Origin of the sequence: Streptosporangium sp. NPDC006013 (assembly GCF_040614275.1) — a bacterium.
Classification (GTDB): domain Bacteria; phylum Actinomycetota; class Actinomycetes; order Streptosporangiales; family Streptosporangiaceae; genus Streptosporangium.
Genome location: NZ_JBEXUE010000135.1, coordinates 1 through 21981, shown reverse-complemented (window position 1 = coordinate 21981; position 21981 = coordinate 1). Strand labels below are relative to the sequence as shown.

21 protein-coding genes are annotated in these 21981 nt (G+C 70.4%); 7 read left to right on the top strand and 14 right to left on the bottom strand.

Annotation, left to right across the window (positions count from 1 at the left end):
• The 6 genes from ABZ260_RS21590 to ABZ260_RS21565 all read right to left on the bottom strand — a co-directional run.
• The coding region (locus ABZ260_RS21590) for a uroporphyrinogen-III synthase (RefSeq protein ID WP_355620340.1) at window positions 1-725 on the bottom strand (725 nt) is incomplete at its 3' end.
• A gap of 55 nt (window positions 726-780) precedes the next feature.
• The gene (nirD, locus tag ABZ260_RS21585; RefSeq protein WP_355620337.1) at window positions 781-1134 is read right to left on the bottom strand and encodes a nitrite reductase small subunit NirD; all 354 of its coding nucleotides are present in this window, start codon (window positions 1132-1134) and stop codon (window positions 781-783) included.
• A 94-nt stretch (window positions 1135-1228) separates the two neighbouring features.
• Window positions 1229-3676, bottom strand: a complete 2448-nt coding sequence (nirB, locus tag ABZ260_RS21580; RefSeq protein ID WP_355620343.1) for a nitrite reductase large subunit NirB — start codon at window positions 3674-3676, stop codon at window positions 1229-1231.
• Window positions 3677-3795: 119 nt separating this feature from the next.
• Entirely contained in the window at window positions 3796-5202 is a 1407-nt protein-coding gene (locus ABZ260_RS21575) for an FAD-dependent oxidoreductase (RefSeq protein ID WP_355620334.1), read from the bottom strand.
• Window positions 5199-7280: a molybdopterin oxidoreductase family protein gene (locus tag ABZ260_RS21570; protein ID WP_355620331.1), complete on the bottom strand. Its 2082-nt coding sequence runs from the start codon at window positions 7278-7280 to the stop codon at window positions 5199-5201. The genes ABZ260_RS21575 and ABZ260_RS21570 overlap by 4 nt, the downstream gene beginning before the upstream one ends.
• 165 nt (window positions 7281-7445) lie before the next feature.
• Window positions 7446-8765: an MFS transporter gene (locus ABZ260_RS21565; RefSeq protein ID WP_355620327.1), complete on the bottom strand. Its 1320-nt coding sequence runs from the start codon at window positions 8763-8765 to the stop codon at window positions 7446-7448.
• Window positions 8766-9196: 431 nt separating this feature from the next.
• On the opposite strand from ABZ260_RS21565, the gene def reads away from it, so the two are divergent.
• Window positions 9197-9673 (top strand): peptide deformylase, encoded by a 477-nt coding sequence (gene def / locus ABZ260_RS21560; protein ID WP_343961111.1) that lies wholly within the window; start codon window positions 9197-9199, stop codon window positions 9671-9673.
• A 213-nt stretch (window positions 9674-9886) separates the two neighbouring features.
• The gene (locus ABZ260_RS21555) at window positions 9887-10090 is read left to right on the top strand and encodes a cold-shock protein (protein WP_030904638.1); all 204 of its coding nucleotides are present in this window, start codon (window positions 9887-9889) and stop codon (window positions 10088-10090) included.
• A 201-nt stretch (window positions 10091-10291) separates the two neighbouring features.
• Here ABZ260_RS21555 and mshC read toward each other — a convergent pair whose 3' ends face one another.
• From mshC to ABZ260_RS21530, 5 genes are all read right to left on the bottom strand, one after another.
• Complete coding sequence (gene mshC / locus ABZ260_RS21550; RefSeq protein WP_355620324.1) at window positions 10292-11515, bottom strand: cysteine--1-D-myo-inosityl 2-amino-2-deoxy-alpha-D-glucopyranoside ligase; 1224 nt, start codon at window positions 11513-11515, stop codon at window positions 10292-10294.
• A 90-nt stretch (window positions 11516-11605) separates the two neighbouring features.
• Window positions 11606-12334, bottom strand: coding sequence for an NRDE family protein (locus ABZ260_RS21545; RefSeq protein ID WP_355620321.1), 729 nt, complete (start codon window positions 12332-12334; stop codon window positions 11606-11608).
• A 92-nt stretch (window positions 12335-12426) separates the two neighbouring features.
• Complete coding sequence (locus ABZ260_RS21540; RefSeq protein ID WP_355620318.1) at window positions 12427-13188, bottom strand: SCO1664 family protein; 762 nt, start codon at window positions 13186-13188, stop codon at window positions 12427-12429.
• The gene (locus ABZ260_RS21535) at window positions 13185-13757 is read right to left on the bottom strand and encodes a DUF3090 domain-containing protein (RefSeq protein WP_350919137.1); all 573 of its coding nucleotides are present in this window, start codon (window positions 13755-13757) and stop codon (window positions 13185-13187) included. Before ABZ260_RS21535 ends, ABZ260_RS21540 begins: the two co-directional genes overlap by 4 nt.
• 9 nt (window positions 13758-13766) lie before the next feature.
• On the bottom strand, window positions 13767-14468 hold the full coding sequence (locus ABZ260_RS21530) for a histidine phosphatase family protein (protein WP_355554000.1): 702 nt from the start codon (window positions 14466-14468) through the stop codon (window positions 13767-13769).
• Window positions 14469-14533: 65 nt separating this feature from the next.
• On the opposite strand from ABZ260_RS21530, the gene ABZ260_RS21525 reads away from it, so the two are divergent.
• Together ABZ260_RS21525 and ABZ260_RS21520 are read left to right on the top strand one after the other, a co-directional pair.
• Window positions 14534-15478: an aldo/keto reductase gene (locus ABZ260_RS21525; protein ID WP_350919132.1), complete on the top strand. Its 945-nt coding sequence runs from the start codon at window positions 14534-14536 to the stop codon at window positions 15476-15478.
• Between the two features lie 176 nt (window positions 15479-15654).
• Window positions 15655-16548: a hypothetical protein gene (locus tag ABZ260_RS21520; RefSeq protein ID WP_355620313.1), complete on the top strand. Its 894-nt coding sequence runs from the start codon at window positions 15655-15657 to the stop codon at window positions 16546-16548.
• Between the two features lie 65 nt (window positions 16549-16613).
• On the opposite strand, the gene fabI is transcribed toward ABZ260_RS21520, so the two are convergent.
• Together fabI and ABZ260_RS21510 are read right to left on the bottom strand one after the other, a co-directional pair.
• A complete protein-coding gene (gene fabI / locus ABZ260_RS21515; protein ID WP_343961094.1) occupies window positions 16614-17378 on the bottom strand; it encodes an enoyl-ACP reductase FabI in 765 nt (254 codons plus the stop codon).
• 1 nt (window position 17379) lies between these two features.
• The gene (locus ABZ260_RS21510) at window positions 17380-18084 is read right to left on the bottom strand and encodes a beta-ketoacyl-ACP reductase (protein WP_350919126.1); all 705 of its coding nucleotides are present in this window, start codon (window positions 18082-18084) and stop codon (window positions 17380-17382) included.
• Between the two features lie 76 nt (window positions 18085-18160).
• Between ABZ260_RS21510 and ABZ260_RS21505 the strand changes: the two genes are divergently transcribed.
• Both ABZ260_RS21505 and ABZ260_RS21500 read left to right on the top strand, forming a co-directional pair.
• Entirely contained in the window at window positions 18161-19660 is a 1500-nt protein-coding gene (locus ABZ260_RS21505; RefSeq protein ID WP_355620310.1) for a TldD/PmbA family protein, read from the top strand.
• A gap of 62 nt (window positions 19661-19722) precedes the next feature.
• Complete coding sequence (locus ABZ260_RS21500) at window positions 19723-21090, top strand: metallopeptidase TldD-related protein (RefSeq protein ID WP_355620307.1); 1368 nt, start codon at window positions 19723-19725, stop codon at window positions 21088-21090.
• 67 nt (window positions 21091-21157) lie between these two features.
• Here ABZ260_RS21500 and ABZ260_RS21495 read toward each other — a convergent pair whose 3' ends face one another.
• Complete coding sequence (locus ABZ260_RS21495; protein ID WP_030904659.1) at window positions 21158-21370, bottom strand: dodecin; 213 nt, start codon at window positions 21368-21370, stop codon at window positions 21158-21160.
• 75 nt (window positions 21371-21445) lie between these two features.
• On the opposite strand from ABZ260_RS21495, the gene ABZ260_RS21490 reads away from it, so the two are divergent.
• Window positions 21446-21757 (top strand): DUF3099 domain-containing protein, encoded by a 312-nt coding sequence (locus tag ABZ260_RS21490; protein ID WP_350919120.1) that lies wholly within the window; start codon window positions 21446-21448, stop codon window positions 21755-21757.
• Window positions 21758-21981: the final 224 nt, after the last annotated feature.

The window sequence follows — 21981 nt, the reverse complement described above, 5'->3', positions numbered from 1 at the left end:
GGCCCCGCGAAGGCCGCGACCAGTGCGTCCTCCAGGCCGTCCGCGCGGGCCGAGTTGAGCATGGCCAGCACGGCCGGGGCACTGGTGAAGGCCACCGCGTCCACCCCGCCGGAGATCGCCTGGCTGACCAGGCGGCGCAGCGGCGACACGTCCCGGTAGGGCAGCCACCGGTAGACCGGCACCTCGATGACCTCCGCGCCGGCTTCGCGCAGTGCGGCCACGAAGCCGGTCAGCGGCTCCCCGTGCAGCTGCACGGCGATGCGGCGGCCGCGCAGGTCCTGGGCCAGGAGGTGCTGCTTGACCTCCTCGCACGACTCCGTGGACGGGGTCCAGTGGTCGTTCAGCCCGGCGGCCCTGACCGCGCCGCGGGCCTTGGGCCCGCGGGTCAGCAGCCGTGCGGAGGTCAGGTGCTCGGCGAGGTCGCCCGCCAGCCCCCACCCCTCGGCGGCGGCCATCCATCCCCGGAAGCCGACGCCGGTGGTGACCACCACGTCGTCGATCGGGGCGGCCAGGCCGGCGCGCGTCGCGGCCAGCAGGTCGGCGTCCTCGGCCAGGGGTACCAGGCGGATCGCGGGGGCGCGCACCACCCTGGCGCCCCTGCGTTCCAGCAGCGCGCAGAACTCCTCGCGCCGCCGGGTGGCGGTGACCCCGATCGTGAACCCGGCCAGCGCGTCGGGCGCGGTCTCGGGAGAGTCGACGGGGCTGTCCAGAACGGCGATGCTCATCTGTCGTTCACCACTCCTCGCTTGATCTTCTTCAGGTATCCGGCCGCCTGCGGGCTCACCCCGTGCCCACCTCCACCGTTTCGCCGGTGAGGCGGACCGGGTAGGTCGGCACGGCCGTCGCGGGGTCGTCCAGGCACACCCCCGTCGCAAGGGAGAAAGCCTGCTTGTGCATGGGGGAGGCCACCACCGGCTCGCCGGCCCTGGTGCCCATGATCCCGCGAGACAGGACGTGGGCACCGCTGAACGGGTCACGGTTGCCGATCGCGAACAGGGTGCCGTCGAAGGCACGGAACAGCGCGATCTGGCGACCACCGACGAGCGCGCACACGCCACGCTCGGGCAGCAGGTCCGGGTAGGAGCAGACCGGCGTCCAGCCGGCCTGCTCCAGCTCTTCGCTCAGGGCGGTCATCGGTGAGTGCCTCTTTCTCGGGATGTCGGCGGTGGCGGGCCGGAGCGGGCCTCCCACCGCGCCGGCGGGGGATGTGGGACATGGGGGCGGCTGGTCAGGAACGGACCGCCTCCAGTGGGATGAGGACCGGTTTCACCTGGTCACGCTGGGGTTCGAAGGCGATCGAGGGGTCCGGCGTGCCGGGGGCGTTGATGAAGGAGACGAACCGCCGTAGCCTCTCCGGGTCCTCGATCGTGGCGCGCCACTCGTCGGCGTAGCCGGCCACGTGCCGCTCCATCTGCGCCTCCAGGTCGGCGCAGATCCCCAGGGAGTCCTCCAGGACGACCTCCCTGACGTAGGCCGGCCCCTGTGCCTCCAGCCAGGCGGAGGTGCGCTGCAGGCGGTCGGCGGTACGGATGTAGAACATCAGGAACCGGTCGATGACGCGGACCAGTTCCTCGGTGCCCAGATCGGAGGCGAACAGGTCGGCGTGGCGCGGGCTGAAGCCGCCGTTGCCGCCCACGTAGAGGTTCCAGCCTCGCTCGGTGGCGATGACGCCGAAGTCCTTGCCCCTGGCCTCGGCGCACTCGCGGGCGCAGCCGGAGACCGCCGACTTCAGCTTGTGCGGCGAGCGCAGCCCCCGGTAGCGCAGCTCCAGCGCGATGGCCAGGCCGACGGCGTCCTGCACGCCGTACCGGCACCAGGCCGAGCCCACGCAGGACTTCACGGTGCGCAGCGCCTTGCCGTACGCGTGCCCGGACTCGAAGCCCGCGTCCACCAGGCGCTTCCAGATCAGCGGAAGTTGCTCCACGCGGGCCCCGAGCAGGTCGATCCGCTGCCCGCCAGTGATCTTGGTGTACAGGCCGAAGTCGCGGGCCACCTCGCCGATCACGATGAGCCCGTCCGGGGTGATCTCCCCACCGGGGACGCGCGGCACCACCGAGTAGGTGCCGTTGCGCTGGATGTTGGCCAGGAAGTGATCGTTGGTGTCCTGCAGGGCGGCCTGTTCTCCGTCGAGGATGTGGCCGCCGCCGAGCGAGGCGAGGATCGAGGCGACCACCGGCTTGCACACGTCGCAACCGCGCCCGGTGCCGTGCTCGGCGATCAGCTGGGAGAACGTCGTGATGGCGCGCACCCGGACGATGTCGAACAGCTCCGCCCTGCTGTACGCGAAGTGCTCGCACAGAGCCTTGGAGGGTTCGACGCCCGATTTGACGAGAATCTGGTTGAGCATCGGGACGCAGCTGCCGCAGGTGGTGCCCGCGCGGGTGCAGCCCTTGATCCCGGCGACGTCGGTGAGGCCGTGGTCGGCGACGGCGGCACGCACCTGGCCCTTGGTGACGTTGTTGCAGGAGCAGACCTGCGCGTCGTCGGGAAGCTCCACGCTCGCCGGGCCACCGCTGAACAACAGCTCGCTCGGCGATCCCGGCAGATCGCGGCCGACGAAGGGCTTCAGGGTGTTGTACGGGGTGGCGTCGCCGACGCAGATCCCGCCGAGCAGAGTGCGCGCGTCGTCGCTGACGAACAGCTTCTGGTAGACCCCGCCCACCGGATCCATGAAGGTCACGTCCAGCGCGCCGTCCATGGCGCCGAACTGGGCGACCTCCACACCGAGCAGTTTGAGCTTGGTGGAGAGATCCGCACGGGTGAAGACCGCCCCGCCGCCGAGGATTCGGTCGGCGGCGACCTCGGCCATCGTGAAGCAGGGGCCGGCCAGCCCGTAGACCACGCCCTCGTGCGACGCGCACTCGCCGATCGCGTAGATCGCCGGGTCGGCGGTGCGCATCCGGTCGTCCACGACGATCCCACCGCGCCCGCCAACCTCCAGGCCGGCCTGCCTGGCCAGTTCGTCACGGGGCCTGACCCCGGCGGAGAAGACCACGATCTGCGCCTCGACGGTCTCCCCGTCCGGTTTGACCAGGCCCGCCACCCGCCCGTCCGGGCCCGCGACGATCTCCTGCACACCCGCCTCGGTGTGCACCCTCAGGCCGAGCCCCTCCACGTGACCGCGCAGCACCGCGCCGCCGCCCTCGTCGACCTGGCGGGGCATGAGCCAGCCGCCCATCTCCACCACGTGCGTCGACAGGCCCAGGCCACGCAGGGCGTCGGCGGCCTCCAGCCCCAGCAGCCCGCCGCCGACCACGACGCCGCTCGTGGCGGCCGAGGCTGCCTCCCTGATCGCGTCGAGATCGTCGATCGTGCGGTAGGTGAAGCAGCCGTCCAGTTCCCTGCCCGGCACCGGCGGCACGAACGGGCTGGACCCGGTGGCCAGCACCAGCACGTCGTACGGCTCGCGATGGCCGTCCGCGGTGGTGACCTCCTTCGCCCGCCTGTCGATGTCGACGACCCGGGACGACAGACGCGGCACGACCCCCTCCGGCACCGGGTAGGTGAGGTCCTCAACGCTTCTGCCCGCCAGGTAGGAGGTCAGCGCCACCCGGTCGTAGGCCGGTCTGGGCTCCTCCCCCAGCACCGTGATCCGGCCCGTGAACCCCTTGGCGGCCAGGGCCTCGACCAGCCGGTGCGATGTCGGTCCGTTTCCCACCACGACAAGTCGTGACATGATCGTGCTCGCCCTTCCGTCCGCTTCGTCTGCCCGTCCCCGATGGATCGCCCCGCTCACCGGGCGGGACGGCTCCGTGTCCGTCCGGTGCCCGGCCGTTCCCTCGCCTCCAGCGCCGGTCACGCCGAGACTCCTTCCTGCTCACAGAGCCAGCCGACGATGCCCTCGACCGCGTCGCGGCAGCCGCCGCAGCCGGTGGTGGCGCGGGTGGCGGCGGCCACGGCCGTGACGTCCCTGGCGCCCGACTCCCAGCAGGCCCTGATCTGCCCCTTGGTCACGTCGTTGCACTGGCAGACCTTCGCCGCGTCCGGCATCCTGACCGGGCTCTCGGCTACCGCGTTGCCCTGCAGACCGGGGAAGAGCAGACCGGCCCGGTCTCCCGGCAGCGGCCCGCCCCGGTCGAACAACTGGGTGAGGTTGCCCACCGCCGACGTCTCACCGAGGAGGATCACGCCGACCAGGCGGCCGTCGCGGATGACGAGCTTGCGGTAGGTGCCCGCCGCCCGGTGGCTGAACCGCACGACCTCTGCGTCGTCCTCGGTCAGGTGCGTCTCGCCCATCGCGGCCAGTTCCACGCTCCTGGCCTTCAACCGGGTCACCAGCCGCGATCCCCGGTATCGGGCGGCCTTGTCGGCCCCCGTGACGATGTCGGCGACCACCGCGGCCTGCTCCCAGGCGGGCGCGACCAGCCCGTAGACCCTGCCCCGGTGCTCGGCGCACTCGCCGATCGCGAAGATCGACGGGTCGTCGGTGCGCATCTCGTCGTCGACGACGATCCCGCGCGCCACCTCCAGCCCGGCCTCGCGAGCCAGCCCGGTCACCGGGCGGACCCCGCAGGCGAGCACCACCAGATCGGCCTCGACCGTCTCGTCTCCCGCGAGCCGCACACCGTCGTCGAGGATCTCCTCGACCACGACGCCGGTCCTGGTCCTCACCCCCAGCCCGCCCAGGGTCTGGCCGAGCACCAGCCCGGCCTCGGCGTCCAGCTGACGGTCCATCAGGTGCCCGGCCAGATGCAGCAGCGTCACCGGCAGGCCGCGCCCGGCCAGGCCACGCGCCGCCTCGACTCCGAGCAGACCACCTCCGATCACCACGGCGTGCCGCGCCGCGCCGGCGGCCCGCAGGATCCTCCTGCAGTCGTCCATCGTGCGGAACGTGACGGCCCTGCCCGCCGCACCCGGTACCGGCGGCACGACCGCCTCGCTGCCTGTCGCCAGCACGAGGACGTCGTACGGCTCGCGCCTGCCCGTGGCGGTGAGCACGGCCCGGTTCTCCCGGTCCACGGCGGTCACCTCGACCCCGGGCAGCGCCGTCACCGAATGATCGGCGTACCAGGCCGGGTCGAGTAATCGCACCTGGTCGGGCGGCATCGTCCCGGCCACGACGTTCGACAGCAGCACGCGATTGTAGGGCTGCGACTCCTCGGCCCCGAACACGGTCAGCCCGACGTGCCGGTCACGGGCACGGATCTCGCTCACCAGACGGGCGCCCGCCATCCCGTTGCCCACGACCACGATCCGGGTCATCCGGCACGCTCCACTCTGACCGCGCAGACCTTGAACTCCGGCATCCTCGACACCGGGTCCAGCGCGGGGTTGGTGAGCAGGTTGACGCCCGGCCAGTGGAACGGCATGAACACGGTGTCCTGCCGGATCGCCGGATTGACCCTGGCCGGCGCCTCGGTCGCGCCGCGCCGGCTGACCACCCGCAGCATCTCCCCCGGGGCCACGTCCAGGTGCTCGGCGAGGTCGGGGTGGAGTTCCACGAACGCCTCGGGTGCCGCCATGTTCAGTGTGGCGATCCGCCGGGTCTGCGCACCGCTCTGGTAGTGCGCGAGCACCCGTCCCGTCGTGAGGTGGAGCGGATACTCCGGGTCGACGTCCTCCTCGGGCGGACGGTGCTCGACCGGTACGAACCGGGCGCGCCCGTCGGGCGTGGCGAAGCCGTCCAGGAAAGGCCGGGGAGTACCCGGGTGATCCTCGGCCGGGCAGGGCCAGAACACCCCGGTCTCGGCGGCGATCCGCTCATAGGTGATGCCGGCGTAGTCGGCGATCCCACCTGCCGAGGCCCGGCGGAGCTCATCAAAGACCTCGTGCGGATCGGTGGGGAAACCCTCGGCTCCGGCTGTCCCGCGCAGTCCCGTGGCGAGCCCCCGGAGAATCTCAAGGTCGCTCCGCACCCCTGACGGCGGGGCGGCCGCCTGGCGGCGGAGCAGCACCCGGCCTTCCAGATTCGTCATGGTGCCGCTCTCCTCGGCCCACTGGGTGGTGGGCAGCACGACGTCGGCCATCGCGGCGGTCTCCGACAGGACCAGGTCCGAGACCACGAGCAGGTCCAGTGAGCCGAGCCGCTCGGCGACGTGCCCGGCACGCGGCGCGGAGACCAGCGGGTTGGAGCCGAACAGCAGCAGCGCCCGGGGGCCGCCGCCGGTGCCGAGCGCGTCCAGCAGTTCGTAGGCGGAGCGGCCGGGTCCCGGCAGGTCACCGGGGTCGACGCCCCACACGGCGGCGACGTGGGCGCGGGCCGCCGGATCATCGATCCTGCGGTAGCCGGGGAGTTGGTCGGCCTTCTGCCCGTGCTCGCGGCCTCCCTGCCCGTTGCCCTGCCCGGTGACGCAGCCGTAACCCGACCCCTCGCGCCCCGGCAGCCCGAGGGCGAGCGCGAGGTTGACGAACGCGCTGACGGTGTCGGTGCCCTTGGCGTGCTGCTCGGCGCCGCGCCCGGTGAGAATCGCCGCCCGGCTCGCGCCCGCGAGGATCGCGACCGCGGCGCGCATCCGGGCGACCGGCACACCGGTGATCCGTTCCACTCGCTCGGGCCACCAGGCCGCGACCGAGGTGCGGACCGCGTCGAACCCGCTCGTCCTGGCGGCCACGTACGCCTCGTCGACATCACCTTCGGCGACCACGATGTGCAGCAGGCCCAGGGCCAGCGCCAGGTCGGTGCCGGGGGTCGGCTGCAGGTGCAGGTCGGCCTGCCGGGCGGTCGCGGTGACCCGCGGGTCGATGACGATCAGCCGGCCGCCCGCCGCACGCATCGCGGTGAGGTGACGGACGAACGGCGGCATGGTCTCGGCCACGTTTCCGCCCGCGATCAGGACCGCGTCGGCGCGGGCGAGGTCGGTGATCGGGAAGGGCAGACCACGGTCCATCCCGAAGGCTCGGTTGGTGGCCGCGGCGGCCGAGGACATGCAGAACCGGCCGTTGTAGTCGATCTGGCTGGTCCGCAACACCACCCGGGCGAACTTGCCGAGCAGGTACGCCTTCTCGTTGGTGAGGCCGCCGCCGCCGAACACGGCCACGCCGTCGGGGCCGTGTTCGGCCTGGACGGCGCGTATCCGGTCGGCGACAAAGCCGAGCGCCTCGTCCCAGCCGACCTCCTCGCCGTGCAACAGCGGGGTGGTCAGCCGCTCGCCGGTGAGGAGCTCACCGGCGGTCCAGCCCTTCTGGCACAGTCCTCCCGCATTGGCCGGGACGTCGTGACGCGGAGTGATCGTGACGGTCTCGTCCACCGCGACGTTCATGCCGCACTGCAGAGCGCAGTAGGGGCAGTGCGTCGCCGTCCCACCCTTCACAGGTGTCTGGGGGGGAAGTGAGACCGGCATGGGTCCGATGGTGCTTTCAGGCGGTTTCACCGTGAGGTCTCCCCTGTTACCGATGTGCTACAAGCCACTAACCGTGTTCACATTCGTAATGAGGTGGATGTGAGTTATCCGTCGGCCAGGCCGGTGCCGGATGTGAGCACGGCGGGTTCCGGGCCTGGCCGGCGCTCACACCCGGGCCGCCGCCAGGCTCGGCACACTGCCTGCGGCACGCAGGTAACAGGCCCAGGTGATGACCGCGCACACCAGGTAGAAGGAGGCGAAGGAGGCCAGTGCGGCCCCCGCCCCGCCGGTCGCGGCGATGGAGCTGCCGAATCCGCGGTTGATGAAGAACCCGCCGAAGGCACCGATCGCGGAGATGATTCCGATGGCCGCGGAGGCGTCCCGCTTCCCGACGGCCACGGCGGCGTCGTGAGCGGCCGTGCCCGGGGTGACGCCCGCGACCGCCTTGGCCCGGAAGATCGCCGGAATCATCCGGTAGGTGGAGCCGTTGCCGATACCGGTGGTGGCGACCAGGAGCATGTAGGCACAGAAGAACAGCGCGAAGCCGTGCTGGGACAGCCCCTGCCAGACCAGCACCGCCGCGCCCGCCATCGCGGCGAAGTTGACGAACGTCACCCGCGCCCCGCCGAGCCGGTCCGACAGCCAGCCGCCCGCCGGGCGGACCAGGGAGCCGAGCAGCGGGCCGAGGAAGGCCAGCCAGACCAGCGAGGCCTGCTCGGGAAACTGGCTCTTGATGAGCAGTGGGAACGCGGTGGAGTAGCCGATGAAGGAGCCGAACGTACCGATGTACAGGACTGACATGATCCAGGTCTGGACCCGGCCGACGACCTTCAACTGGTCCGCGGGACTGGCCTTGGCCGAGGTCAGGTTGTCCATGAAGAAGTAGGCGCCCACCGCGGCGGCCAGGATGAAGGGAATCCAGAACAGCCCCGCGGCGGCCAGCCCGAACGCCCCGATCACCAACGGCATGAGGAGTTGGACGGAACTGACCCCGATGTTGCCGCCGGCCGCGTTGAGCCCGAGCGCGGCCCCCTGCCTGTCCCGGGGATAGAAGTGGGTGATGTTGGCCATGCTGGAGGCGAAGTTGCCGCCGCCCAGCCCCGCCGTGGCCGCGATGGCGAGGAACACCCAGTAGGGGGTGCCGGGGTCGCCGACCGCGACGGCCAGCAGCACCGCGGGCACGAGCAGGAGCAGAGCGCTGACCACCGTGAAGTTCCGGCCGCCGAACCTGGCCGGGGCGAAGGTGTACGGGATGCGCAGCGCCGAGCCGACCAGGTTGGGCAGGGCGACGATCCAGAAGAGCTGGTCGGTGGAGAAGTCGTAGGAGCCGAGTTGCACGGCCACGATGCTCCAGACGGTCCACAGCGTGAACCCGAGGTGCTCGGCGAAGATGGAGAAGACCAGGTTCCGCCTGGCCACCTTCCGGCCGTGCTCCTGCCAGAAATCCGGATCGTCGGGCCGCCAGTCACTGATCCAGGGCCTCATCGTCTGTCCTCCTGTGGTTTCGGGGGGCTTCGATCCCCGAAACTAGGAGGGCGGCGTTACGCACATTCACTGTCTGTGATGGTGCGCCGGTTACACGTAACTAACCCCGGAAATACGCAATGCACACGCCGCACACTCGCAACACTCCGGAAATCCGGGGGGGTGCGGGAAGCCGGCGGCCGTTCGGTCGCGAACACGCTCTGTCACGATCCCGCGCCCCCAGGGTAGCGGCGCGGCCGGCTCCTGGAGTGTGATCGCGCTCACGGTCACGCCGCCCGGAGATGCGGGGAGAGGCCGAACGCTCATGCCGTAAGGCGTGGGCCGGTCGGAGCGCGCCCACCGAAGCACACGCACGAGTAACGGCAATGGTTGAGCCGGTGCGACAACGGGAACCGTCACCGGTGCCGATTCATCCGCCTCGGGGAGTGCGCGTGGCCGTCCAGCCGATCCGACTGTTCGACGATCCCGTGCTGCGCACGGTGGCCGAGCCTGTGACCACCTTCGACCGCGCGTTGCGCGTCCTGGTGAAGTCGCTCCAGGCCACGATGCGTGCCGGCACGGGCCGCGCGGGACTCGCCGCCCCGCAGATCGGCGTCCCGCTCAGGGTCGTCGTCTACGAGTTGGACGGCAAGTCCGGCCACCTGGTCAACCCGCGCCTGGAACTGTCCGAGCGGAGGATCGTGGCCGACGAGGCGTGCCTGTCCGCCCCCGGCCACTGGTGGCCACTGGAACGCTCCTACATGGTCACGGCCCGCGGTCGTGACATGTTCGGCAAACCCGTCACCGTCCGGGCCCTGGGCATGCTGGCCCGCGTTCTCCAGCACGAGGCCGATCACCTCGACGGCACCCTCTTCATCGACCGCCTCCCCGAGGAGGAGCGGGAACGCTTCCTCGCCTCGATCTCTTGACTTGCACACCTCACAACTGTCCGATAGAGTGTTGCAGTTGCAGTCGTAGTTCTCAGCTTAGCCTTATCATCTCAAGTGCTTATGAGAAGTCCGCCGACAGCGGACGTTACAGTTTCTCCGGATGGTTTCCGCGGGTGCATGGTAGGGTCCGCAACGCAGCCCCGTGCCGCCGACCTGGTGGTTCGGTGAGGCTCCCAATGAGGAGAAGTAGTTTTGTCTGAGGGCACCGTTAAGTGGTTCAACGCCGAAAAGGGCTTCGGATTCATCGCACCGGATGACGGCACCGCCGATGTCTTCGTGCACTACTCGGCTATCAACTCCAGTGGCTACCGCAGCCTGGAGGAGAACCAGCGTGTCAGCTTCGTCACCACGCAGGGCCAGAAGGGCCCGCAGGCCGACAAGGTCGAGCTCATCTGACCTGGTTTGACCTCAAAGGCTTCGGGCTGAGCCCGCACCGCGCAAGCGGTGCGGGCTCAGTCATTTTCCGGCCCCTGCTCCCCCGCCGGGGAGTGCTCTCCAGGCGGCCACCCGAAGAGCACTGACCTCAGAGCGGGCAGGGCGGCTCTCAACGCGGCCGAGAGCCCCGGGCAGCGCCAGAGAGGGCCAGACACCCCGCCTTCAGAGCGCGACTCCGAGCAGCGCGTCCGCGATCCGCCCAACAAGGAGCGGCGCGCCCGGGTCGCTGCCGCCCTCCGACAGGGCACGCTCGGCCCAGTCGTCGATGACCGCTAGGGCACCGGGAGCATCCAGGTCGTCGGCCATCCGGGCACGGACCCTGTCGAGCACGACACCGGCGTCGGGACCGGTCTGCAGGCCCGCCGCCGAGCGCCAGCGCGCCAGCCGCACCTCCGCCAAGGCAAGCTGGTCGGAGGTCCACTCCCAGTCGGAGCGGTAGTGATGCGCCAGCAGGGCCAGCCGGATGGCCATCGGATCGGTCTCCCCGCGCAGGCGGGAGACGAAGACCAGGTTGCCCTTCGACTTGGACATCTTCTCGCCATCCAGGGCGACCATGCCCGCGTGCACGTAGGCCTTGGCGAAAGGCCACTCGCCACACGCCACGTGGCCCTCGTGGGCGCCGCACTCGTGGTGCGGGAAGATCAGGTCGGAGCCCCCACCGGCGACGTCGAAACCACTGGACAGGTTCGCCAGGGCGATCGCGGTGCACTCGATGTGCCAGCCGGGCCTTCCCTGACCGAACGGCGAGGGCCAGGACGGCTCCCCCGGGCGCTCCGCACGCCAGAGCAGCCAGTCGAGCGGGTGCTTCTTGCCTGGGCGGTCCGGGTCCCCTCCGCGCTCGCCGAACAGGGCGAGCATCTGCTCCTCCGGGTAACCGGAGACGGCACCGAACTTGGGGGCCGCGGCCACGTCGAAGTAGACGTCACCCTCCAGGTCGTAGGTGGCACCCTTGTCACGCAACAGCTCGATCAGGGCCGCGACCTGGTCGATCACCTCGGTCACGGCGACGTAGTCGCGCGGCGGGAGGATGCGCAGCGCCCCCATGTCCGACCGGAACAGCTCGATCTCGCGCTCGGCGAGGTCACGCCAGTCGATACCGGTCTGCTCCGCGCGTTCCAGCAGGGGGTCGTCGACATCCGTGGCGTTCTGGGTGAAGTGCACCTCGTGCCCGGCATCTCGCCAGGCCCGGTTGACCAGGTCGAAGGCGAGGTAGGTGTTGGCGTGGCCCAGATGGGTGGCGTCGTAGGGCGTGATGCCGCAGACGTACATCCGTGCCGTGGGACCCGGCTTTGTCGGAACGACATCTCGCACGGCGGTGTCGAAAAGCCGCAGCGGGACACCGGCACCGGGAAGCCGAGGAACCTTCGGCGCAGACCACGATCTCATAAAGTGAGCCTATCGAGCAGACAGACCACCCCGATCAGCTCGGGGTGGCGGATACAGAGGCATTCGTCTCAACTCCGCGAGGCGCCCAGATCATTCCGTGCGGACTTCGCGGAAGGCACCCGGATCACGAGGGGCGGCGGTGAAGTCGTAGCGGACGCCGCCCGGCGCCAGGGCGAGCAGGGTGACGGAGAGAGAGCCGAAGATCCGCCCGTCGGGCAGCTCATGATGAATGATCATGGACCGGAGGTCCTCAGGGGGAATCCCCGCCCCGGTGGCGAGTTCCCGCCACTCCTCCCAGGGGCCGTCGAGCTCCGTGGGACGGCCGGCCTTTGCGAACAGGGGGCGGAAGAACGCGACGCGCTCGTTCTCCTCACCGCGTTCCCAGCCGCTGTTGACGATCATGTGGGTTCCCGGAGGAAGGACGTCTCGCTCCAGCACGGTCCCATCCCAGTGCCACAGGCAGGCCCCGGTGGGATCGGCGCGCAGCAGGTGGAAGGGGTCATAGCGGTCAAGATCGCTCTCCACCGGCCCGCCTCCGGCGGCCGCCAGGAGCGGGAGGTCACCGCGTGAGCGGCGCGTCTCCTCCGGGGCGAGCACGCCGTGCCCGTTGAGAAGGGCCCCGACCCTCCTGGCCCGGGGGTCGACGGCCAGCCAGGTGCCGCCGCCCTGAAGGTCTCGACCGCCGATCAGGCCGGGCCGGTCCTTGTGCCAGTGTCCCGCCGGCGGAACCCAGGGACGGCCGGTGAACTCATCACGCACCCCGACCACGATCAGGGGGATCTCGGCGCTCGGATCGATGCTGACGACAACCGTGCACATGCCCGGAGGCTACGCCTCCGCCGCGAGCGGGCGCGGAGCGGGGTCCTTCGCCGGCAAGGAGTCCGAGGTCACGGCACCTGCCACCCGGGGGCTCAGATCGGCGGCCACGGGATCGCCGGCCACTCCTTGGAGGGGAGGGGGTGCAGGCCGGTGTCGAGAAGCCTGCGGACCCGCGACCAGGTCGCCTCGACCTCGGGGAGAGTGAGGAGTTCTCGGAGGCGGCGGCCGAGCCGCCCCTGCTCCAGGTCGCGTTCGAGGCGGGTCAGGACGTTCATGGCCTCGCGGGACAGGGGCTTGCCGCGCCACTGCCAGAGCACGGTGCGGAGCTTGTCCTCGGCGGAGAAGGAGACCCCGTGATCGACCCCGTAGACATGGCCGTCGGCGAGCGGCAGCAGGTGGCCGCCCTTGCGGTCGGCGTTGTTGACGACGGCGTCGAAGACGGCCATCCGCCGCAGCGAGGGCTGGCGACTGCGGATCAGCACCATCAGGTCGATCTCGGGGTCGGTGTCGATCCAGAGCTGGCACATTCCCGGGCCGAACGGGCCGTCCCGGTAGACGGTGGGCGGCACGATCCGCCAGCCGATCGCCGCGGAGACCTCGTAGGCGGCGACCTCGCGGGCGGCCAGGGTCCCGTCGGGGAAGTCCCAGAGCGGGCGCTCCCCCCGTACCGGCTTGTACACACAGGCCGCCACGAGCCCGCCGAGCCGGACCGAGCAGTAAAGCGTCATGTTGGTCGCCTCGACCAGGCGACCCGCCACATCCAGCCGTCCGTCACGGAGCAGACGCATCGCGGTCTCGTCATCCAGCCCCGTGGCCGGCTCCGTGCTCAGCGTCGGCTCGCTCTCAGCGCTCATTCGCCTCCTCCACCAGATGAAGCGCTACTACCCCGGTAACCGTTGAGCCGCACACAAATATGCCCTTCGGCATCGAGAGGCTGGGCGCAGAGCGGACAGGGCGGACGCCCGGCGGCGACGAGTGCCATGGCCCGCTTGGTGAAGGCCCTGGCGGCGCTTGGGCTGATGTGCACGCGCAGCACCGTGAGATCGGCGGACGAGGACGGCTCGAACTCCTCCTCGACCCCGGCCTCCTGGGCCTCGATGACCACCTGGTCGGCCTCGGGATCCCAGGCCAGGGCCATGGTGCCGACGCGGAAGTCCTCACTGATCGGCACGTCGAGAGGGGCGTTGTCGGCCAGCGCGGCCGGAGCGACGGCGGGCACCGGGACACCGGCCTCGCCGCGCCGCAACACCTCGTCGAGCAGTTGGTCGAGGCGGTCGGCCAGCGCGGCCACCTGGAACTTCTCCAGCGCCACGGTGGTCAGCCTGCCCTGTCCCCGCGCCTGCAGGAAGAAGGTTCGTGAACCCGGTTGCCCCACGGCACCGGCCACGAATCTCTCGGGTGGATCGTAGTCGAAGACCGGCATAGCCCGACCTTACGTGGTCCCGGATCCGCCGCCGACTGCGGCATCACTCCCGGTGGGATTTTCTCCCCCGTCCTCGCCTTCCGAACCCTCCGCGAGGCGCAATCCAGCCATATCCCCACCCGTGTCGTTGAGCCTGAGCACGAAGGGGCGCAAGGGGGTGTAGCGAATGACGGTGAGCGAGGCCGGATCAGCGGTTATCCGTTGGAACTGGTCCAGATGCAGCCCCATGGCGTCGGCCACGATGGCCTTGATCACGTCTCCGTGGCTACAGACGAGATAGACCGCCTTCGGGCCGAGACGCTCGTTCCATTCCCTGACCGCCGCCACGGCGCGGTACTGGACGGCCGGCAGGGATTCTCCCCCGGGGAACGTCACCGCGCTCGGATGGGCCTGCACCACCGGCCAGAGGGGGTCCTTGACGAGTTCGGCGATCGGGCGGCCCGTCCAGTCACCGTAACGGCACTCGCCGAAGCGCTCATCGGTCAGTACCTCCGCCCCCTGTCGCCCCTCGGCGACCGCCTGCGCGGTCTCCTGACAGCGTTCCAGCGGGCTGGAGACGATCGCGTCGAGCTCCAGCGAGGTCAGCCGGGTGGCGAGGGCCTTCGCCTGGGCCTGTCCCGCGTCGCTGAGGTGAACGTCCGGGGTCCATCCCGCGAGGACCGGACCGGTGAGATGGGTAAGGCCGTGTCTGGCCAGCAACAAGGTCGTCACGCGGGCAAGTCTTGCAGCCCTCACTCCACTACTTTTAAGTGGCCGAGCGGTAATCTGGCCGGATCATGGAGCAGCGCTATGTGGGCCGGAGCGGCTTGTCGGTGTCCCGCCTGGGACTGGGGACGATGACGTGGGGGCGTGACACCGGCGCCGAGGAGGCCGCGGCGCAGCTACGCATGTTCGCCGAAGCCGGCGGCACGCTCATCGACACCGCCGACGTCTACACGGGCGGCGACGCCGAACGGCTGCTCGGGCGGCTGCTGCGCGACTCGGTGCCGCGTTCGGAGCTGGTGCTGTCCACCAAGGCCGTGCTCACCCCCGCCGGGCGCAGACCCCGCGACGCCTCAAGGAAGCACCTGGTCGCCGCGATCGACGCCTCCCTGACCCGCCTGGGCGTCAACGAGGTCGACCTGTGGCAGCTGCACGCCTTTGATCCCGACGTCCCGCTGGAGGAGACCCTGGCCGCCGTGGACGCGATCGTGTCCTCCGGGCGGGCCGCGTACGCCGGGGTGTGCGACTACGCGGGCTGGCAGCTGGCGACCGCCGCCGTGGGGCAACGGGCGGTTCCAGGGCGGGTGCCGATCGTCGCGGCCCAGGTCGAGTACTCGCTCCTGGCCAGAGAGGCCGAGCGCGAGCTGATCCCCGCCGCCGAGCATGTCGGCGCCGGGGTGCTCGCCTGGTCGCCGCTCGGGCGCGGGGTCCTCACCGGCAAGTACCGCACGGGCATCCCCGCCGACTCTCGGGCCGCCACCCCGCACTTCGCCGATTTCGTCACGCCCTACCTCGACGAGCGGTGCCGCCGGGTCGTGGAGTCGGTGACGACCGCCGCCGAAGGGCTTGGCGTCTCGCCGCTGTCGGTGGCCCTGTCGTGGGTACGCGACCAGCCGGGGGTGGCCTCCGCCATCGTCGGCGCCCGCACCCACGCGCAGCTGTCCGGGGTGCTCCAGGCCGAGGACCTGGCGTTGCCCGTGGAGATAAGGGAAGCACTCGACGACGTGTCGGCCGACTGAGACGCCCGGGACGGAAACCGAACGAGAATTCGCCTCGCGTATCACTAGTCGATACCGAATAGCAACTTTCCGTGAAAAAACCGGGCCCCCCCACAAGACTGTCGAACAGGTGGCGGGGGCACCCGGAGGTCGGCAGCACATCAGGCCGATATCCGATCCGGGGGGAAGGGAGACGAGTGCGAACCGCGATGTCGGCAGGCGCACTGGCGCTGGTGCTGGGCAGCGGGATCCCGGCGGTCTCGTCGGTGGACACCGCCCGGGCGGACACCGTCACGCAGGTGGACGACTGCGATCACGGAGGGCTGCTGGGCACCGTGACGGGCGGAATCTGCCGGACCGTGGACAACGTGGTGAGCGGAATCACGGGCGACACCTCCCCGCTCGCACCCCTGCTGGCCCCGCTCTCGTCCTCGCCCGCCGGTGACGACACCGCCGGCACCACGGCTCGGACGCCCGCCGCCGAGAAGACGTCCCCCATCGGGGAGGAGACACCGGCACCGGCCACCTCGGCCGCCGAAACCCGACCCGCAAAGGAGACCCCCTCCGGCAACGGGCCGCGCCCCGAGGATCCCACCGGCACCTGCCGGCCCACGGCGGCCTCCCCCAAATGCCCGGACCCGTCGGAGAGTCCCCTCTCTCAGGAGGCGGCCCGGCCCAAGCCGTCGCCGAGCCCCTCGCGCGACCACGGCCACCGGCCCGCGCGGAAGGAACCGGTGCCGGTGCCGACCGGCCGGACGCGACAGCCCTCACGGTCGCCGTACCCGGAGGCCGACACACCCACGATCGACGTGGACGCACCGGTGACCTCCGAGCCGTCACCCGTGGTCGACGCCGAGGCACCCCGGGTGGAACTGCTCTGGCCGGCCCCGCTGATGCAGGAGTTGCAGCGGCAGATGTCAAACGAACGGCCGGTGACGCCCAGCCGGTCATCCGACACGGCGGGCACCGTGCTCACCACCGCGGTGCTCATTCTGGCCATCCTCGCGGTCCGCCTGCTGTACAGCAGGCGGAAGGTCAAGGAGTCGATCCCCTTCGAGCCGGTGCCACCGGGCCATCACCGGGTGGCCTAGCCCCCTGCTCTCTGGATCTTTTGCCCACCTCGGTCACGGGCGCCACCTGACCCGCGGGACAGGATCTAGGCTCCGATGGCGTGCACGCCGCCGTCGACATGGACGATCTCACCGGTCGTGGCGGGGAACCAGTCCGACAGCAGGGCGACACACGCCTTGGCCGCCGGAATCGGGTCGTTGATGTCCCAGCCGATCGGGGCCTTGGCGGGCCAGCTGTCCTCGAACTCGCCGAAGCCGGGGATGCTCTTGGCGGCCATGGTCCGGAGCGGACCCGCTGCGACAAGGTTGACCCGGATGCCGTGCTTGCCCAGATCGCGGGCCAGGTAGCGGGAGCAGGACTCCAGGCCGGCCTTGGCCACCCCCATCCAGTCGTACACCGGCCAGGCCTTGGTGGCGTCGAAGTCGAGGCCGACGATCGCGCCGCCCTCCTTCATGAGCGGGAGCGCGGCCACCGCGAGCGACTTGAACGAGTAGGTGGAGACCTGGACGGCGGTCGCCACGTCCTCCCACGAGGTGTTCAGGAAGTTGCCGCCCAGGGCGGTCTGGGGGGCGAACCCGATGGCGTGCACCACGCCGTCCAGGCCGCCGAGGTGTTCGCCGACCCGGTCGGCCAGGGAGTCGAGGTGCTCGGTGCTGGTGACGTCGAGTTCCAGCACCGGCGGCGGCTCCGGCAGGCGCTTGGCGATGCGCTCGACCAGGCTGAGCCGGCCGAAACCGGTGAGCACGATCTGGGCGCCCTCCTGCTGGGCCAGTTTGGCCACCGAGAAGGCGATGGAGGAGTCGGTGAGCACCCCGGTGACGAGAAGCCGCTTGCCTTCGAGAATTCCCACGTCAGTGCCCCATTCCAAGGCCACCGTCAACGGGGATGACAGCCCCCGTGATGTAGGCGGCGTCCTCGCCGGCCAGGAATCTGACCACGCGTGCGATCTCCTCAGGGCTGGCATAGCGGCCCAGGGGGATGTTCTTCCTGATCTGCTCCTGGTACGACTCGTCGAGCTCGGCCGTCATGTCGGTCTCCACGAAACCGGGGGCGACCACGTTGACCGTGATGTTGCGCGAGCCCAGCTCCCTGGCCGCCGACCGGGCGAAACCGATCATCCCTGCCTTGGAGGCGGCGTAGTTGCTCTGCCCCGCGGAGCCGAGCATGGCCACCACCGAGGAGATCAGCACGATCCGCCCGCGCTTGAGCCGCAGCATGCCGCGGGTGGCGCGCTTGGCGACCCGGTAGGCGCCGGTCAGGTTGGCGTCGATGACATCGGTGAAGGTCTCCTCCTTCATCATCGGCAGCAGCGTGTCCTTGGCGATGCCAGCGTTGGCGACGAGCACCTCGACCGGGCCGTACTCGGCCTCGACCTTCGCGAACGCGGCGTCCACGTCGGCCGTGCTGGTCACGTCGCAGCGCACGCCGAACAGCCCCTCGGGGGGCTGTCCGGAACGGTAGGTCACGGCGACGGCGTCGCCGGCCTGGGCGAGTTCGCGGGCGATCGCGAGGCCGATGCCGCGATTGCCGCCGGTTACGAGAACAGATCGAGCCATGGTCAGACGGTATCGGCTACTTGGGGGTAACCCTCTTGTCCGGGAAGGACAAGATCACGGGGTTAGGATCGTTGACATGCGCCAGATCGACTCCGACTTTCTCGCCCTGCCGCTGCGGCGGCTGGCGGACGCGGCCCTGCAACGCGCCCGGGACCTGGGCGCCGAGCACGCCGACTTCCGGCTGGAACGCATCCGCGGAGAGACCGTACGCCTGTCCGACGCCGCGCTTGAGGGCTCCATCGACGCCGACACCCTCGGCTATGCCGTGCGGGTCGTCAAGAACGGCACCTGGGGCTTCGCCGGAGGCATCGAGCTCACCCCCGAGGCGGCCGTCCGCGTCGCCGAGCAGGCGGTGGAGGTGGCGCTCGTCTCGGCGGCGATCAACCGCGAGCCCGTCGAGCTGGCGCCCGAGCCGGTTCACTCCGACGTCACCTGGGTCTCCTCCTACGAACTCGACCCGTTCGAGGTGCCGATGCGCGACAAGGCGGAGTTGCTCGCCGATTGGTCGCGCGGCCTGCTGACAGATCCCAGGGTGGACCACGTCCAGGCGTCGCTGATGCAGGTCAAGGAGCAGAAGTTCTACGCCGACACGGCGGGGACCTCCACCACGCAGCAGCGGGTGCGCCTCCACCCCCAGCTGGAGGCGATGAGGGTGCTGGACGGCCGCTTCGACTCGATGCGGACGCTCGCCCCGCCCGCGGGCCGGGGGTACGAGTACCTCACCGGCACCGGCTGGGACTTCCCCGGCGAGCTGGCGCGCATTCCCGAACTCCTTGAAGAGAAGCTCAAGGCCCCCTCCGTCGAGGCCGGCCCCTACGACCTGGTGATCGACCCGTCGAACCTGTGGCTGACGATCCACGAGTCGGTCGGGCACGCCACCGAACTCGACCGCGCCCTCGGCTACGAGGCGGCGTACGCCGGGACGAGCTTCGCCACCTTCGACCAGCTCGGCAAGCTGGTGTACGGCTCGCAGGTGATGAACGTGGTCGGCGACCGCACCGTCGAGCACGGCCTGGCCACGATCGGCTACGACGACGAGGGCGTGGCGACCAGGGAGTTCGACATCGTCTCCGGTGGCGTACTGGTCGGCTACCAGCTCGACCGGCGGATGGCGCTGCTGAAGGGCCTGGGCGCTTCCAACGGCTGCGCCTTCGCCGACTCCCCCGGCAACACCCCGATCCAGCGCATGGCGAACGTGTCGCTGCGACCGGCGCCCGACGGTCCCACCACCGAGGAGCTGATCTCCGGCGTCGACCGGGGCATCTACGTGGTGGGCGACAAGAGCTGGTCCATCGACATGCAGCGTTACAATTTCCAGTTCACCGGTCAGCGGTTTTATCTGATCAAGAACGGCAGGCTCGCCGGGCAGTTGCGCGACGTCGCCTACCAGGCCACGACCACCGACTTCTGGCGGTCGATGGCGGCGGTCGGCGGGCCGCAGACGTACGTGCTCGGCGGGGCGTTCAACTGCGGCAAGGGGCAACCGGGCCAGGTCGCCCCGGTCAGCCACGGCTGCCCGTCGGCGCTCTTCCGCGGCGTGCGCGTCCTCAACACCGCCCAGGAGAGTGGCAGTTGAGCGCGTACGGCGAGCGGGCGGATGAAGGCGGCGGCCGGGCGAGCCGGCAGGAGAGGAGCGGGATGAGCCCCCAGGAGATGATCGAGAAGGCTCTTGAGCTCTCCACGGCCGACGAGGTCGTTGTGATCGTGGACGAGGGGTCGAGCGCCAACCTGCGCTTCGCGGGCAACACCCTCACCACCAACGGCGTGTCCCGCTCCGCGCAGCTCACCGTGATCTCGATCGTGGGGCGGGGCGTGGGCGTGGTGTCACGGGCGGCGGTCCGCCCCGACCAGCTCGACGACGTCGTGGCGGCCGCCGACCACGCCGCGGAGGACGCCCAGCCGTCCGAGGACGCCCGGCCGCTGCTGGAGGGCACCCGATCCGACGGCTGGGACGACCCGGCCGAGCCGACCTCGATAGGGGTGTTCGGCGCCTTCGCCCCCGCCCTGGGCGAGGCCTTCACCGCGGCCGAGGCGAGCGGGCGCAGGCTGTACGGGTTCGCCGAGCACACGGTCACGACGACCTTCGTGGGCACCTCCACGGGCACCAGGCTGCGGCACACCCAGCCCACCGGCCGCCTGGAGCTCAACGCCAAGTCCTTGGACATGAAGCGCTCGGCATGGACGGGCGTGTCCACCCGCGACTTCTCCGACGTCGACGTGGCGGCTCTGGACGCCACGCTGGCCCGGCGGCTCGAGTGGGCGAAGAACCGTGTCGACCTGCCCGCGGGCCGGTACGAGACGCTGCTGCCGCCGACGGCCGTGGCCGATCTGATGATCTACCTGTACTGGACGGCCGGAGCCCGCGACGCCCTGGAGGGACGCACCGTCTTCTCCAGGCCCGGCGGCGGCACCCGCGTCGGCGAGGTCCTCTCCGAGTCGCCGATCCGCCTGTACGGTGACCCCGCCGAGCCGGACATCGAGTGCCCGCCGTTCGTGGTGGCGCACGCCTCCAGCCGGGAGAACTCGGTGTTCGACAACGGGCTGCCGCTGGCGGCCACCGACTGGATCTCCGACGGCAGACTGGCCAACCTGCTGCAGACCCGGCACTCCGCCGAACTGACCGGCCTGCCGGTGACCCCGGCCATCGACAACCTGATCATGCGAGGCCCCGGGGGCGGCCGGCCGCTGGAGGAGATGATCGCCTCCACCGAGCGCGGCCTGCTGCTCACCTGCCTGTGGTACATCCGCGAGGTCGACCCGCAGACGCTGCTGCTGACCGGCCTGACCCGCGACGGCGTCTACCTGGTGGAGAACGGCGAGGTCGTGGGCGAGGTGAACAACTTCCGCTTCAACGAGAGCCCGGTGGACCTGCTCCGCCGCCTCACCGAGGTCGGCGCCTCCGAGCAGACCCTGCCGCGCGAGTGGAGCGACTATTTCAACCGCGCGATCATGCCGGCGATCCGGGTGCCCGATTTCAACATGTCGACGGTCAGCCAGGCCAGCTAGGCCCTGCCTGGCAGACCGTGCCGTGGCGAGGAGGGGGCCCTCCACCGGGGGCCCGCCGCGGGCGGGCTCAGTCGTCCTCCAGCCGGAATCCGACCTTCATCCCGACCTGGAAGTGCCCGACCTCCCCCTCCTCGATGTGCCCTCTGATCTCGGTCACCTCGAACCAGTCGAGGTGACGCAGGGTCCGGGAGGCGCGGCGGACTCCGTTGCGCACGGCCGCCTCGATGCTCTCCCCCGAAGTGCCGACTATCTCGGTCACCCGGTACGTTCGATCTGTCATCTCATGCTTCTTCCCGGAAAGCGATGATTACATGACCGTTCGCCACCAGCCGATATGAGGCCTAGATTGGGAATCGTGAAGGGATGGCACAAGCGCCCGGTGGTTCATCAGGTGACGGATGCCCAGCCCTCCCTGAGTGCCGACATCGGCAAGCGCGAGAAGAGCTACTTCATCAAGATGGGGATCCGGCTGATCTGCCTGATCCTCGCCTTCACCGTGCCCGCTCCGCTACCCGTCCGACTACTGCTCTTCGCCGGTGCGATCTTTTTACCATACATTGCCGTGATCGGGGCCAACGCGCCGCCACGTGGGGTGACGGGAGCCCCTGACGTGGAAGATTCCGGACAGAGCGAGATTCCACGCCACCGACGCGAGATCGGGTCGTGACTAAGTCTTGACGCACTCTAAGGGTTGTAGGTGTACGCTTTAGCCAAGTGCCCTGGTCCCCCGTCGGGGCACTGGTGCCGGCGTTCCGGGCCCCCGTCGGAACGCCGATGAAGCGACGCCGGGTGGTTTGCCCCCGTGGGCGGGCGAGTCGCGATCGTGTCGCAGAACTCCAGCCGCATGCTCGCCTCCTTCTACGGGGTGAGCGGCTACGGCCGCATGCTCGT